We start from the raw sequence: 15,599 nt of genomic DNA on the forward strand, positions 1-15,599 counted from the left end.
TCTTAGTTCACCCACACGCGGGCGTTGCGGAACATGCGCATCCAGGCGCCGTCTTCGTTCCACTCTTCCGGGCGCCACGAGTTCTGCACGGCGCGGAATACACGCTCCGGGTGCGGCATCATGATGGTCACGCGGCCGTCGCGGCTGGTGAGGCCGGTGATCCCGCGCGGCGAGCCGTTCGGGTTGGCCGGGTAGGTCTCGGTGACCTTGCCGTGGTTGTCGACAAAACGCAGGGCGACGGTGCCGGACAGGTCGGCTTCCAGCAACGCTTCTTCGCTTTCGAACTCGGCATGGCCTTCACCGTGGGCGATGGCGATAGGCATGCGCGAACCGGCCATGCCTTGCAGGAAGATCGAGTTGGATTCCTGCACCTGCACCATGGCGACACGGGCTTCGAACTGCTCGGAACGGTTACGCACGAAGTGCGGCCAGAACTCGCTACCCGGAATCAGTTCGCTGAGGTTGGACATCATCTGGCAACCGTTGCACACACCCAGGGTGAAGCTGTCGTTGCGCTCGAAGAAGCCTTGGAACGCATCGCGGGCACGGCTGTTGAAGAGGGCCGACTTGGCCCAGCCTTCACCGGCACCCAGCACGTCGCCGTAGGAGAAACCGCCGCAGGCTACCAGGCCTTTGAACTCATTGAGGTCAACGCGACCAGCGAGGATGTCGCTCATGTGCACGTCAATCGCATTGAAGCCGGCGCGGTCGAACGCGGCCGCCATTTCCACCTGGCCGTTGACGCCCTGCTCACGCAGTACGGCAACCTGTGGGCGGATGCCTTTCTTGATGTAAGGCGCGGCGATGTCCTGGTTGACGTCGAAGCTGAGCTTGGTGCTCAGGCCCGGATTGTCTTCTTCCAGGATAACGTCGAATTCCTGCTCGGCGCACTCAACGTTGTCGCGCAGGCGTTGGATCTGGTAGCTGGTCTCGGCCCACTGGCGTTGCAGCAGACGACGCTGGCCGGCAAACACCGTGTCACCGTTGAACGAGATGTTGATCTCGCCGTTGTTGATCGGCTGGCCGATCACGGCCACGCAGTCGTCCAGGCCAGCGGCGCTGAATTGGGCGAGCACGTCCGGGGTAGCGTCCTGGCGAACCTGGATCACCGCGCCCAACTCTTCGTTGAACAGGATGCCGTTGATCTCGGATGCATCCTCGGCAACGCTGTCGAGCACGATATTCAGGCCGCAGTGACCGGCGAAGGCCATCTCGACAACGCTGGTCAGCAAACCACCGTCAGAACGGTCGTGGTAAGCCAGCAGGTGGCCGTCGGCGTTCAGACCCTGGATCACGGCGAAGAAGGCTTTCAGGTCTTCGGCGTCATCGACGTCCGGTGCCTGGCTGCCGAGCTTGCCATGGGTTTGCGCCAGGATGGACGCGCCCATGCGGTTCTGCCCGCGGCCCAGGTCGACCAGGATCAGATCGGTAGTGCCCTTGTCCATGCGCAGTTGCGGGGTCAGGGTCTGGCGGATGTCGGTGACCGGTGCGAAACCGGTGACGATCAACGACAGCGGCGAGGTAACCGTCTTGTCGATGCCATCTTCGTTCCAACGGGTGGCCATGGACATGGAGTCCTTGCCCACCGGAATGGTGATGCCCAGCTCCGGGCACAGCTCCATGCCGACTGCTTTAACAGTGTCATACAGACGCGCGTCTTCACCCGGGTGACCGGCAGCCGACATCCAGTTGGCCGACAGTTTGATGTCGGACAATTTACCGATGCGCGAGGCGGCGATGTTGGTGAGGGTTTCACCAATGGCCATGCGGCCCGACGCCGGGGCGTCGAGCAGGGCCAGCGGTGTGCGCTCGCCCATGGCCATGGCTTCACCGGTGTAGACGTCGAAGCTGGTGGCGGTGACGGCAACGTCAGCCACCGGAACCTGCCACGGGCCGACCATTTGGTCACGGGCCACCAGGCCAGTGATGGTGCGGTCGCCGATGGTGATCAGGAAGCTTTTGCTCGCCACGGCCGGGTGGTGCAGCACGCGTTCGATGCTGTCGGCCAGTTCCAGTTGGCTTGGGTCGAAATCATCGCCCAGCTCGGTTTCGCGCACGGCCGAACGGTGCATGCGCGGGGCTTTGCCCAGCAGCACTTCGAGAGGCATGTCCACCGGGCTGTTGCCGAAGTGGCTGTCGGTAACCGTCAGTTGCGGCTCGGCAGTGGCTTCGCCGACCACGGCAAACGGGCAACGCTCGCGTTCGCAGATGGCCTGGAAGCGTGCGAAGTCTTCAGCGCCGACTGCGAGCACATAGCGCTCCTGGGATTCATTGCTCCAGATTTCGTGCGGGGCCATGCCCGGCTCGTCGTTAGGAATGTTGCGCAGTTCGAAACGGCCGCCACGGTCGCCATCGTTGACCAGTTCCGGGAAGGCGTTGGACAAACCACCGGCACCGACGTCGTGGATGAAGCTGATCGGGTTCTTGTCACCCAACTGCCAGCAACGGTCGATGACTTCCTGGCAGCGGCGTTCCATCTCTGGGTTTTCGCGCTGTACGGAAGCGAAGTCCAGGTCTGCCGAGCTGGTGCCGGTGGCCATGGAGGAAGCCGCGCCGCCGCCCAGGCCAATCAGCATCGCCGGGCCGCCGAGTACGATCAGCTTGGAGCCGACCAGAATCTCGCCTTTCTTGACGTGTTCTTCACGGATGTTGCCCATGCCGCCAGCCAGCATGATCGGCTTGTGGTAGCCGCGCACTTCATCGCCACGCGGGGTGGTGATGGATTGTTCGAAGGTACGGAAGTAACCGGTCAGCGCCGGACGCCCGAATTCGTTGTTGAACGCGGCGCCGCCCAGCGGGCCTTCGATCATGATGTCCAGCGCGGTAACGATGCGCTCAGGTTTGCCGTACGGCACTTCCCATGGCTGTTCGAAGCCTGGGATCTGCAGGTTGGACACGGTGAAACCGGTCAGGCCCGCCTTTGGCTTGGCGCCACGGCCGGTTGCACCTTCGTCACGGATCTCGCCGCCGGAACCGGTGGCTGCGCCCGGGAACGGGGCAATCGCGGTCGGGTGGTTGTGGGTCTCGACCTTCATCAGGATGTGCACCGGCTCCTGCACCGCACCGTACTGGCGGGTTTCAGGGTCCGGGAAGAAACGGCCGGCGATGGAGCCGACGATCACCGAGGCGTTGTCCTTATAAGCAGAAAGGACCCCTTCGCTGTGCATCACGTAGGTGTTCTTGATCATGCCGAACAGGCTTTTTTCCTGGCTTTCGCCGTCGATGTCCCAACTGGCGTTGAAGATCTTGTGACGGCAGTGCTCGGAGTTGGCCTGGGCAAACATCATCAGTTCGATGTCGTGCGGGTTGCGCTTCAAGCCGTTGAAGGCGTTGACCAGATAGTCGATCTCGTCTTCGGCCAGGGCCAGGCCCAGCTCGGTGTTGGCCTTCTCGAGGGCGGCGCGGCCACCGCCGAGCACGTCAATCGCGGTGAGCGGCTTGGGCTCGGCGTGGCTGAACAGGCCGGCAGCCTGTTCCAGCTGGCTGACGATGATCTGGGTCATGCGGTCGTGCAGGCTGCTGGCGATCAGCTCGGCTTCGGCATCGCTGAACTGGCCGGCGACGTAGAACGCGATACCACGCTCCAGGCGCTGGATTTTTTCCAGGCCGCAGTTGCGGGCGATATCGCTGGCCTTGCTCGACCAGGGCGAGATGGTGCCGAACCGCGGCAGAACCAGGAACAAGCGGCCATTAGGCTCTTGAACCGGAACGCTTGGGCCGTACTTCAGAAGGCGTGCCAGCACTTGCTGTTCGTCGGCGGTCAACACGCCGGTAACGTCGGCGAAGTGAGCAAATTCAGCGTACAGGCCTGTAATAGCTGGAACCTTTTGGCTCAGTTGCTCAAGGAGTTTGCTGTGGCGAAAGGCAGAAAGGGCAGGAGCGCCGCGCAGGATCAACATCTTCGGGACAGCCTCGGGAAGGGGGTGTGCTTTGAGGCCGTGCATTCTAGCGTAAACCGCCGCCAACGGCACCCGAAACGCTACCGGTGGCTGCTGCCGGACGTCAGTTGGCCGGATTACACCCCGTTAGAGGGGGGATGCCGGGCATCCGGCGCAGTTATTTTAACCGTCACAATCGCGCGCCAAGCCCCGTTTCTGCGGGCTGCAGCACAGTTTTACCGGCGCTAGCAGACAAGACCCGCGCTGTCGAGATATGGCGCCGTGGGCCGTTTGCGTATACTGCGCAGATGTTCTCCCCAACTGCTTTGCGCCCGCGATGCGCCAAATGGCTCATCGCCACCGGACTCTTCCTGATGCTCAGCGCCTGTGTTGATAAACCCAGCACGCTCGAGCGAATCAAGGAGGATGGCGTATTGCGGGTGGTCACCCGGAACAGCCCGGCGACCTATTTCCAGGACCGCAACGGTGAAACCGGTTTCGAATACGAACTGGTCAAGCGCTTTGCCGATGACCTGGGCGTGAAGCTGGAGATCGAGACCGCCGACAACCTCGACGATCTGTTCGGCCAACTGGGCAAACCCAATGGCCCGGTTCTCGCAGCGGCCGGCCTGGTCAGCAGCGAGCAGCGCCAGACGCAGGTGCGTTTCTCCCACCCTTATTTAGAAGTCACCCCGCAGATCATCTACCGCAACGGCCAGTCGCGCCCGACCAACGCGGCCGATCTGGTGGGCAAGAAGATCATGGTGCTAAAAGGCAGCACCCACGCCGAACAGTTGGCGGCGCTGAAAAAGCAGAATCCTGCGATTGAATACGAAGAATCCGACGCCGTTGAAGTGGTCGACCTGCTGCGCATGGTGGACGAAGGGCAAATCGACCTGACCTTGGTGGACTCCAACGAAGTGGCGATGAACCAGGTGTACTTCCCCAACGTGCGCGTGGCGTTCGACCTGGGCAACGCCAGCAACCAGAGCTGGGCGGTGGCCGCCGGCGAAGACAACAGCCTGCTCAACGAGATCAACAGTTACCTGGATAAAGTCGAGAAGAACGGCACGTTGCAGCGTCTGAAAGACCGCTACTACGGGCACGTCGACGTCCTCGGGTATGTGGGCGCCTACACCTTCGCCCAACACCTGCAGCAGCGTTTACCCAAATACGAGAAGCACTTCCGCGCCTACGCCAAGGAAGAAAAGGTCGATTGGCGCCTGCTGGCTGCCATCGGCTATCAGGAATCGCTGTGGCAGCCGACCGTTACCTCCAAGACCGGCGTGCGCGGCCTGATGATGCTGACCCAGAACACCGCCCAGGCGATGGGCGTGTCCAACCGCCTGGACCCCAAGCAAAGCATCATGGGTGGCGCCAAGTACCTGGCCAAGATCAAGGATGAATTGGACGACAGCATTGCCGAGCCGGATCGCACCTGGTTTGCCCTCGCCGCCTACAACGTCGGCACCGGCCACCTGGAAGATGCGCGCACCTTGGCCAAGCGTGAAGGCCTGAACCCGAACAAATGGCTGGACGTGAAGAAGATGCTGCCGCGCCTGTCGCAGAAGCAGTGGTACAGCAAGACCCGCTATGGTTATGCCCGTGGTGGTGAGCCGGTGCACTTCGTGGCGAACATCCGGCGTTACTACGACATCCTCACCTGGGTGACCCAGCCGCAGTTGGAAGGCAACCAGGTGGTCGAAGGCAACTTGCATGTGCCGGGTGTGGACAAGACCAAGCCGCCGGAAGATAGCCTGTAGGAGCGAGCTTGCTCGCGAAGGGCGTCAACGATAACGCGTACTGCCTGATTTAACCCGGTGTGCTGGAGTTCTTCGCGAGCAAGCTCGCTCCTACAGGGTTTTGACGCTGGTCAGGCCGGTGAGCAGATGCACCACGCCGCCTGACAACACCATCACGCCCGCCACGCCCGCCGCCTTTAGCGCCACGGCATCCACCCGCGCCGCATCCTGCAACTGCACCCTCACCCGCGTCAGCGCCACCCGCTGCTGCGACTTGAGGTTATCCGCCCCGCCCAACGCATTCAGCACCTCGGCCGACAGCAGACTCTGCGTTGGCGCAACGACCGTCTCGGCAATCAAATCCGGCGTCAGGGCCTTCCAGAACGCCCGCTGTAATTTCTCGAACATACTCAGTGCTCCACGACAGGTGAGGTTTCAACGGTAGCCGCGTGATACTGGCGCAAGGCCTCACGCACCTGGGCGGCTTCTTCCAGGCCCAGCACCTGGCGGGCGATGATCTGGCAGTCGGCCAGGTCCAGCTCGCGCACGGTGGCCTTGATGGTGGGGATCAACGGCACGCTGACCGACAACTCGTCCACACCCAGCCCGATCAATACGGGCACCGCCAACGCTTCGGACGCCAACGCGCCGCACACACCCACCCACTTGCCATGGGCGTGGGCAGCCTTGACCGTGGTGGCGATCAAGCGCAGTACCGCCGGGTGGAAGCTGTCGGCCTGACTGGCCAGGCGCGGGTGGTCGCGGTCCATCGCCAGCGTGTACTGGGTCAGGTCGTTGGTGCCGATGGAGAAGAAATCCACATAGGGCGCGAACACATCCGCCATCAGCGCGGCGGATGGCACTTCAATCATGATGCCCAGCTTTGGCAACTCGGTGAGCCCCAGCGCCAGCGCTTCTTCTTCAAGGATTTTGCGCGCCAGGTGCAGTTCCGACAGCAGGCTGACCATCGGCAACATGATGTGCAGCCGTGCAAAACCGGCGCTGGCGAGGATTGCGCGAAATTGTTCGCGCAACAGTTCCGGGCGCTCCAGGCACAAACGGATTCCACGCAAGCCGAGGAACGGGTTGGTCTCGGCGTCCATCGGCACATAGGCCAAGGGTTTGTCGCCACCGACGTCGAGGGTGCGCACCACCAGGTTGCGCTCGGTGCCCAGGGCGCGGGCGATAGCGGTGTAGGTCGCGGCCTGTTCGTCGGGACTGGGGGCACGGTTACGATCCAGATACAGGAACTCCGAGCGCAACAGGCCGACGCCTTCTCCACCGAGGGTCAGGGATTGCTCGACTTCCTGCAACGACGCCACGTTTGCAGTGACTTCAACGTGGTGGCCGTCACGGGTCGTTGCGGGTAACGACGCCTGCGCCATATCGCGCTGATGGCGCAGCTCCTGTTGTTTACGCGCAACGTCCAGTTGCTCGATTTCGGCCAGGTTCGGGTCGAGGTGCAGCTCGCCCTTGTCGGCGTCGAGCAGCACCTGCTTGCCATTGGCCAACGCCAACACCTCGCCCGGCACACCGCAAATAGCCGGCAGGCCCAGGGCACGGGCGAGGATTGCGACGTGGCTGGTCGCGCCACCACCGACAGTGACAAACCCTAGCACCTTGCGTGTGTCCAGGCTGGCGGTCTGTGAAGGCGTGAGTTGTTCGGCAATGAGGATCGCGCGCTCGGGCAAGTCCCAGGCGCTGTCTTGGATGCCCAGGATCCGTTTCAGCACGCGCTGGCCGACGTCCGTCAGGTCTGCCGCACGCTCAGCGATCAGCGCGTTGCCCAATCCCTGGAAAAGCTTGACGGTCGCGAGCGTTGCACTGTTCCAGGCAAAGGCCGCGCTCTTGCCTTCCGCCAGCAGGCGGTGGGCATGTTCCAGCAAGGTCGGGTCTTCGAGCAATTCCTGATGGGCGCGGAAAATCTCGGCCTGGGCGCTGCCAGCCGCTTTGTCCTGCAACACCTGCAACGCTTCAGTGGCGGCGAGCAGGCTACGGGTCAAAGCAGCACGTTCGGCAGCTTCGCCCGTGCCTTGCTGCGTGATGACCAGTTCGGGCTCGGTCACTTGAACGACCTGACCAAACGCCGAGCCCGGTGATGCACACACGCCCCGCAGCAAGGTCGCCGACGACTGCGCTGCGGCTGATTCGGCAACACTCGCCACCGACTCGCCACACCCTTCGGCCAACAAGGCCACCAGCGCCTTGATCGCCGCCTCGGCGTCCTCGCCCGCCGCGCTCACTTGCAAGGTATCGCCCTGCACGGTTTGCAACGCCATGATCGCCACCAGCGATTTGGCGTTGGCGCTCTGGGTTTGCTTGTGCAGGTAGATGCTGGCGTTGAAACCTTTCGCCGCCTGGGCAAATACCGCGGCCGGGCGGGCGTGCAGGCCGTTGGCATTAGGCAAGGTCAGCGGCTTGGAGAACAGGGCATCGCCCTCCTCTTCGTCCGCTGCTTGCACAGCCTCACTTGGGGATAACTGCAACAGCGGCTGGCCCGTTTCCACCAGGCCGTCCGCCAACAGGCTGAAGGGCTCGCCGCTGACCACCAGCATCAAGGTCAGCAAACTGCGTGCATTGAGCGCCACGTAGTCGGCATCGAATTCGATCAACGGCTGCCCGACCTCCACCCGCTGGCCTTCCTGCACCAACCGGATGAAACCCTGGCCTGCCAGGTTCACGGTGTCCAGGCCGATATGCATCAGCACCTGGACGCCGTTGTCGTCGGTGACACTGACCGCATGCCCACTGTCCTGGATATTGCTGATCACCCCGGCCAGCGGCGCGCAGAGCGTCTGCGACGTGGGGTCGATGCACAGGCCATCGCCGATCAGGCGGCTGGAGAAAACCGGGTCCGGCACCTTGTCCAGCGCCAGCAGCACACCCGACAAGGGCGCCAGCAATTCCAGGGGTTGAGTTGTGGTCATGACTTCACCTGCTGTTTTGTTCTGTAAATAACCCTGTAGGAGCGAGCTTGCTCGCGAAGGACGTCAACGATGACGTACGCATCCTGGATGAACGCGGTGCCCTTGCGTTTTTCGCGAGCAAGCTCGCTCCTACAGAGAATTGATTATTTCCACCAATATTCGACTTGCACACCAAAGTTCGACCCATGTCGCGCCGTGCCATAGGAACCGGTATCGGATAACGCCGACCCCGCCGCCAATTCATTCGCCGCACGCTTGGCCGCTTCGTTCCAGGTTGCATAGGTGTAGTACAAGCGCACCTCCGGCCGCGCCCAGAAATCCGGGCCTTTGGGCGACCATGTGGGAGCGAAGGTAAATTTGCTCAGCTTGCGTGTGCCGCCCGTGGCCTCGACTTGATCATGCCCAAGCTCGGTGACCAGTTTGAATTGCTCGCTGATGGCGTATGCCGGGCGCACACCGAGGGACATCCAGGTCTGGTCGCTTGAGCCTGGGCGAATGTCTTTCTGATACACGGCCTCGATCTGCCCGCCAAAACGCGGGGTCACTTGCCAGTCGAAAAACTCCACGGCGCGGTAACTTTTGCTGCTGTTATCCAGGAAAGTATTGCCGGTGTAACCCAGGCCGGTGCCGGGGCCCTCGCCGTACTGCAAAGCGAATTTATTCTTGCCGCCGAGGAAAGGTTTTTGCACGTGCTGCGCGGTGATCGCCCAACCGCTGTTGGTGTCGCGTCCGCCAGCTTTCTCGATGTAGCTCAGGCCCAGCTCCAGCTCGCCGCCGGGGTTGGTCTTGAAACCTGCGACGTTGAAGTCGTGACGGGTGGCGTATTCCTTCTGGTACAGGTTGTCCTTGCGGGAAATGGCGTAGCTGTACTTGAGGTCGCCGATCAGCACGTCCTCGATACCGCCGCCCGTGGCGCTCTGGTTCCAGTAGTAGAAGTCTGAGATATGGATGTCGTTTCGTTTGTAGTAACGCCGACCAGCCCACACCGAACCACCATTGAGGCTGGGCAGGTTGGACCACTGCGCATACATCTGCGGCATGCGTGCCGAGCCATTGTTCTCGCCCTGGAACTTCAGCGCGCGGTCGTACTTGTTGTAGAGCGATGCCATGGCATCGACGCTGAGCACCGAGCCGTCGTCGAGGGTGAGCAGGTCCTGGCGCAGTTCCAGCTCGGCGTATTGTTCGCATTCGTTACCCAGGCGGTATTTGGATTGCGCCCCCGGCAGTTGAAAACATTGCTGTGGACCGCTGCCCGTTGAGGTGCCCGCGCCGCTGCGCAGGTAACCGGCAAATTCCAGGGCTTGAGCGCCAAGAGGCAGGCTTAAACAAGACGCGACGAGGCCCAGCCTTATTGTTGTTTTCATAAAGCACTCCGATATTTTTATTATGGTTTTTGCAGCGCCCCGTGCTCCCACACGGGGTTACAGCGGGTCTCAATCCTTGAGGTGCAGCACAAACGATTCATAAGGCCGCAGCGTTACCGTGGCGGTACGTTGCGGGCAGTCGGGGTAGTTGCTGATCAGCAAACGTTGTTCGCTCGCCGTACTGATCACGCTGTCCGGCAGCTGGATGTCGCACGGCGTGCCATAGAAGTTGTTCAGCACCAACAGGCGTTCGCCATGGCCTTCACGCGTGTAGGCCCACACCTGCAAGTGGTCTTGCAGCAGTTGGCGATACACGCCCTCCTGGATCAGCGGTTCACGACGACGCAAGGCAATCAGCGCGCGGTAGTGATGCAACACTGAGTCCGGGTCATCCAGTTGGCTTTCGACGTTGATCTGCGCCGCGTTGGCCGGAATGCCGATCCACGGTTCACCGCTGCTAAAACCGGCGTTTTCCCCGGCACTCCAGTGCATCGGCGTACGGCCGTTGTCACGGGACTTCTGCATGATCGCCGCCATGCTCGACGCCTCGGACTCACCCGCATCGCGCTTGAGACGGAAGATGTTCAAGGTCTCCACATCCCGGTATTGCGAGATGCTGTCGAAACCCGGATTGGTCATGCCCAGCTCTTCGCCCTGGTACACATACGGCGTGCCTTGGAGGAAGTGCAGCGCAGTCGCGAGCATCTTGGCCGAGACCACACGATGCTCGCCGTCATTGCCGAAACGCGAGACCACCCGCGGCTGGTCGTGGTTACACCAGAACAGCGCATTCCAGCCACCACCGGCCTGCATGCCCAGTTGCCAGTCAGAGAAGATCTGCTTGAGTTGCAGAAAGTCGAAATCGGCCTTCACCCACTTCTGCAGGTTCGGGTAATCGACTTTCAGGTGATGAAAGTTGAAGGTCATCGACAGCTCTTTCGACTCCGGCCGCGAGTAGCGGATGCAGTGTTCCAGGCTGGTGGACGACATCTCGCCGACGTTGATCAGGTCATGCCCTTCGAAGACTTCACGGTGCATTTCCTGCAGGTATTCGTGCACGTTCGGGCCGTCGGTGTAGAAGCGGCGGCCGTCGGTGTTGTCTTCGGGGAAGTCGGCAGGCTTGGAGATCAGGTTGATCACGTCCAGGCGGAAACCGCCCACGCCCTTGTCGCGCCAGAAGCGCATCAGCTTGAACACTTCGGCGCGCACCTTGGGGTTGTCCCAGTTGAGGTCGGCCTGGGTGTGGTCGAACAGGTGCAGGAAGTACTGACCGGTTTGCGCCTCGTACTCCCAGGCCGAACCGCCGAACTTGGATTCCCAGTTGTTCGGCTGGTCGCGCCAGATGTAGAAGTCGCGGTAAGGGTTGTCGAGGCTGCTGCGTGCCTGCTGGAACCATTCGTGTTCGATGGAGGTGTGGTTGACCACGATATCCAGCATTAACTTGATGCCGCGCTTGGCCGCCTCGCTTATCAGCAGGTCGCAATCGGCCATGGTCCCGTAGCTGGGGTCGATGGCGTAGTAGTCGCTGATGTCGTAGCCGTTGTCGCGTTGCGGCGAGCGCAGGAACGGGGTGATCCACAGGCAGTCGACGCCCAGCCATTTGAGGTAGTCGAGTTTGTCCACGATGCCCAGCAGGTCACCGGTGGCGTTACCCGCGTGGCTGTGGAAGCTTTTCGGGTAGATCTGGTAGATCACCGAGTGTTGCCAGTCTTGCATGGTGGACTCCTTCAATGTGAAAGCGCTGGTTCAGGCGACGCGATAACCAGGGCGCACGATCTTCATGCTCAACGCACAGGTCAGAACAAACGGCACCACGATCGCGATGACCATCCCGATCACAAAACTCGGGATGTACTGCGGAATGATCGAGATGAATCCAGGCAGGCCACCGACGCCGATGGCCGAGGCCTGCACCTTGTTCAGCGAGAGGAAAATACTGCCCAGTGCCGAGCCCAGCAGCGCGGCATAGAACGGGAACTTGAAGCGCAGGTTCACGCCGAACATCGCCGGTTCCGTGATGCCGAAGTACGCAGAAATCGCCGAGGTGGACGCCATGCTTTTGTCCCGCGCGTTGCGGGTCATGTAGAACACCCCGAGCGCGGCGCTGCCCTGGGCCAGGTTGGACATGACGATCATCGGCCAGATGAAGGTGCCGCCCTGAGTAGAAATAAGCTGCAGGTCAACGGCGAGGAACATGTGGTGCATGCCGGTGATCACCAACGGCGCGTACAGCAGGCCGAAAATCGCACCGCCGACCATGGGTGCCAGGTCGAACAAGGTGACCACGCCTTCAGTAATCAGGATGCCCAGGTGACGGGTCACCGGGCCGATAATGGCCAGGGCGAGCACGCCGGTGAAGACGATGGTGGTGATCGGCACGACCAGCAATTGAATCGCGTTGGGTACTCGCGCCCGCAGCCATTTCTCGATCACGCTCATCACATAGGCGGCCATCAGGATCGGCAGGATCTGCCCCTGGTACCCCACTTTCTCAATCTTGAACCAACCGAAAATATCGAAGTACGGCAGGCTCTGGCCGTCGAGACCGGCGACCGCCTTGCCGTAGTTCCAGGCGTTGAGCAGGTCCGGGTGCACCAGCATCAGGCCAAGCACGATGCCGAGGATTTCACTGCCGCCAAATCGCTTGGCGGCCGACCAGCCCACCAGCGCCGGCAGGAACACGAACGAAGTGTTGGCCATCAGGTTGATCAGGCTCCACAGGCCATCCAGGTTCGGATAGGCCTCCAGCAGCGTCTTGCCCTCGATGAACATGCCCTTGGCGCCCATCAGGTTGTTCACGCCCATCAACAAGCCGGCAATGATCAGCGCGGGCAGGATCGGCATGAACACGTCGGAGAACACCCGCACCAGACGCTGCATGGCGTTGGTCTTGTCGGCGCCCTTCTTCTTCACGTCGGCGATGGTGGCGGCGGCGAGGCCGGTCTGCTCGCGCAGGGCGGCGTAGACCTTTTCCACTTCACCGGGGCCGATCACTACCTGGAACAGACCGCCGGTGAAGAACGAGCCCTTGACCAGATCCACCTGGTTCAGCGCGCTGCTGTTGACCAGGCTCGGGTCCTTGAGCGCCAGGCGCAGGCGGGTGACGCAGTGGGCAGCTTGCTCAAGGTTGCCTGTGCCCCCGAGGTTCTCGAGAATCTCGCGGGCGATAGTCGAATAGTCGTGGCTCATGCTTGGTTTCCACTTTGATTTTTTTATTTGAGGGGCAGTCATTGGCAGCACGCCGAGGGCAAAAGTACTCGTCTGTACGAGTTAAAGCAACAACTCGTCTGTACGAGTTACATATTGTTTATTTTTTGTAGTCCCGCGTATCGCTGCAAGCCGCATAAACCCAAGGGTCTAATGGACAAACACCGGCTCTGCCACTAAGGTTCCTGCCTTGACCGCAACCCCGGCAAAGAGCCATCCCCATGAGTAAATACAACCAGATCTACACGGATCTGCTTGCCAGCATCACCACCGAACGCCTGCAGCGCGGCACACGCCTTCCCTCCGAAACAGAACTGATGGACAGCTACCAGGCCAGCCGAGGCACGGTGCGCCGGGCTATCGAGCAACTGCAGGAACGTGGGTTTGCGCAAAAGATTCACGGCAAGGGCACCTTCGTGTTGTCGCCCAACCCGATTGAGTTCCAATTGGGCGGCATCGTCAGCTTCCACGAAACCCACGCCGACCTGGGCGATGACGTACGCACCGAAGTGGTCGAATTCACGCAGTTCCCGCTGGAAGGTTCGCTGCTGCAACACATCGAAGCCGAACCCGGCACCCTGATCACCCGCATCAAACGGGTACGGCGCATCGGCGGCAAACGGGTGATCCTCGACATCAACCACTTCGTCGCTGACGTGATTCCGGGGTTGGACCGCTCGATTGCCGAACAGTCGATCTACGCGTTTATCGAACAGACGTTGCAGCTGCAAATCGCCTACGCCCAACGCACCATCGAAGCCCTGCCACGCGGCAAGGACGACCAGACACACCTCGACCTTGAAGGCCAGAGCCATGTGATCGTGGTGAGCAACCAGACATTTTTGCAGGACGGACGGCAGTTCGAGTACACCGAGTCGCGGCATACGTTGGATAAGTTTTACTTTTCGGATATTGCGCGGCGGTAAGCATCCGTCGGGAAGATCATTGCACTGCGATGCTTCTCGCCAGCCCTGCCGACCAGGCTGCGGTCATCTTCTCCCCAACCACCTCGAACTCTGGGTGAGTGCTTCGGTATTCTGAAAGCTCCGTAATCCCGCGGGTCATGCCGTCTTGCACTCTGGCAAGCAGTTCGTTGCAGCGAGATTCAGTCAAGCTGCACGCACTGCGTCCGAACTGGACCAGCATCTTGCGCTTCGGCCAGGCTTTCGAACCGCCGAGCAGCAAGCCCATGATGTCATTGCTGCTGTACACGGTGGTGGTCACCAGATCGTAAGCAGGTGCCAGCCAAACGTCCGCGTCCTCTGCGCAATTCTCGTACAACAGACCGTAGTTTTTCAGGTGTGCGTCACCATTCTGGATGCCGGCAGAAAGCGCCACCATCAAGAAGAAGTCTTCCAACGTTTTGGTGACACGGCTAGGCGTGACGAATGACCTGATCAGCTTCGCGCATCCCTGGTAGCTTCCGTCGTACTTTTTGGCAGTTCCCCATCCCGATAAAACGCACATGTCCTCAAACCCGAGATAGGCGCTTTCACTGATGTCGAACCGTTTTACCACCAGGAATTTCCCGTGCTGGCTGAGCTGAAACTCAGGCACGTCGAGGCCACAATGGAATGCCGCACGCATGCAGAAAAACTCATTGGCCGCCAATTGCGGAAAGTCGGATTCATTGAACGCCTTCACCAAGTGAGTCGCGCCCCGATGGGTGAGACGCTCAATACCGGGGGCCATGTCGTCAACATCGCGCACCAAAACCTTGGGTTGAACACCCGACACTCCCGAGTAGGCTGCGTAGGTTTTCAGAAGGTCGTCAAACAGGTCTTTGGCCCCGTTATAGACCAATAGCTCGGAGAGCTTGACCTCAGGCAGTGACTCGCCATCCGCGTCATGGGCAACGCTGATACGTCCCAGCTGGTGTGGGCCTACAATGCCCAGCAAAGCGAAGTCGTCAAAGCCGCGCACTGACTTGCTGAAGCGTCGCACCAGTTCATCCTTGAGGTGCCCCTCGGGGATGTGCATCTCGAACAGAGGATGGATCCCGTACTCCCAGTTGTAGCTCTCCAGGCGCACCGGCATCGTCAGAGAAACGGCATTCTCTTCGCCGACCGTTTCGTTATACGAGAAAACCGTATCGCGCCGGTTCTCCTCGCCCCGCCCGAGCGTCCCAGCAGGCACACCGCCAGCACCAATATAGAGCCGCTCACTTTGACGGGTCATGGATGTTCTCCGATTTCAGCTCATCAAGGGTCATGCGGCGACGCTTTGGAATGGCGGTCAACTCATACCCCAAGCCCTCAAGAATGGCTGCGACCTTGCGAATCCCCACTTCCGGGATGGTATTGTTCTCAATCCCCGAAATGGTGGCGCGACTCATACCATGACGTTGCGCGAGCTGGCTTTGTGAGAGGCCTGCGGCTTTGCGAAGTTTCTTGATTAACAATCCTAGATCGTTCATTACAAAGTGCATCCAATACAATGCAAAAATTAATTAATCAACACAAATGCATGCTATACGATGCA

10 protein-coding genes are annotated in these 15,599 nt (G+C 60.8%); 2 read left to right on the plus strand and 8 right to left on the minus strand.

What is annotated here, in order from left to right; translation table 11 throughout:
- Positions 1-2: 2 nt before the first annotated feature.
- Positions 3-3,899 (minus strand): phosphoribosylformylglycinamidine synthase, encoded by a 3,897-nt coding sequence (purL, locus tag CI807_RS00200; protein WP_095013434.1) that lies wholly within the window; start codon positions 3,897-3,899, stop codon positions 3-5.
- A gap of 287 nt (positions 3,900-4,186) precedes the next feature.
- Here purL and mltF point away from each other — a divergent pair, with 287 nt between their 5' ends.
- Positions 4,187-5,641 carry a membrane-bound lytic murein transglycosylase MltF gene (mltF, locus tag CI807_RS00205; protein ID WP_095013435.1) on the plus strand — a complete coding sequence of 485 codons (1,455 nt, stop codon included), beginning with the start codon at positions 4,187-4,189 and terminating at the stop codon, positions 5,639-5,641.
- Positions 5,642-5,731: 90 nt separating this feature from the next.
- On the opposite strand, the gene CI807_RS00210 is transcribed toward mltF, so the two are convergent.
- The 5 genes from CI807_RS00210 to treP form a co-directional block, all read right to left on the minus strand.
- A complete protein-coding gene (locus tag CI807_RS00210; protein WP_095013436.1) occupies positions 5,732-6,028 on the minus strand; it encodes a PTS transporter subunit EIIB in 297 nt (98 codons plus the stop codon).
- 2 nt (positions 6,029-6,030) lie between these two features.
- Complete coding sequence (gene ptsP, locus CI807_RS00215) at positions 6,031-8,547, minus strand: phosphoenolpyruvate--protein phosphotransferase (RefSeq protein ID WP_095013437.1); 2,517 nt, start codon at positions 8,545-8,547, stop codon at positions 6,031-6,033.
- 143 nt (positions 8,548-8,690) lie between these two features.
- Positions 8,691-9,911, minus strand: a complete 1,221-nt coding sequence (locus tag CI807_RS00220; protein WP_095013438.1) for a carbohydrate porin — start codon at positions 9,909-9,911, stop codon at positions 8,691-8,693.
- A gap of 69 nt (positions 9,912-9,980) precedes the next feature.
- Entirely contained in the window at positions 9,981-11,627 is a 1,647-nt protein-coding gene (gene treC / locus CI807_RS00225; RefSeq protein WP_095013439.1) for an alpha,alpha-phosphotrehalase, read from the minus strand.
- Positions 11,628-11,657: 30 nt separating this feature from the next.
- A complete protein-coding gene (gene treP / locus CI807_RS00230) occupies positions 11,658-13,100 on the minus strand; it encodes a PTS system trehalose-specific EIIBC component (RefSeq protein ID WP_095013440.1) in 1,443 nt (480 codons plus the stop codon).
- A 239-nt stretch (positions 13,101-13,339) separates the two neighbouring features.
- Between treP and treR the strand changes: the two genes are divergently transcribed.
- The gene (gene treR / locus CI807_RS00235) at positions 13,340-14,044 is read left to right on the plus strand and encodes a trehalose operon repressor (protein ID WP_093513880.1); all 705 of its coding nucleotides are present in this window, start codon (positions 13,340-13,342) and stop codon (positions 14,042-14,044) included.
- A 16-nt stretch (positions 14,045-14,060) separates the two neighbouring features.
- Here treR and CI807_RS00240 read toward each other — a convergent pair whose 3' ends face one another.
- The gene (locus CI807_RS00240; RefSeq protein ID WP_095013441.1) at positions 14,061-15,296 is read right to left on the minus strand and encodes a type II toxin-antitoxin system HipA family toxin; all 1,236 of its coding nucleotides are present in this window, start codon (positions 15,294-15,296) and stop codon (positions 14,061-14,063) included.
- Complete coding sequence (locus CI807_RS00245) at positions 15,280-15,534, minus strand: helix-turn-helix transcriptional regulator (RefSeq protein ID WP_095013442.1); 255 nt, start codon at positions 15,532-15,534, stop codon at positions 15,280-15,282. The genes CI807_RS00240 and CI807_RS00245 overlap by 17 nt, the downstream gene beginning before the upstream one ends.
- Positions 15,535-15,599: the final 65 nt, after the last annotated feature.

Source organism: Pseudomonas sp. NS1(2017) (assembly GCF_002269425.1).
GTDB classification, from domain to species: Bacteria; Pseudomonadota; Gammaproteobacteria; order Pseudomonadales; family Pseudomonadaceae; genus Aquipseudomonas; species Aquipseudomonas reactans.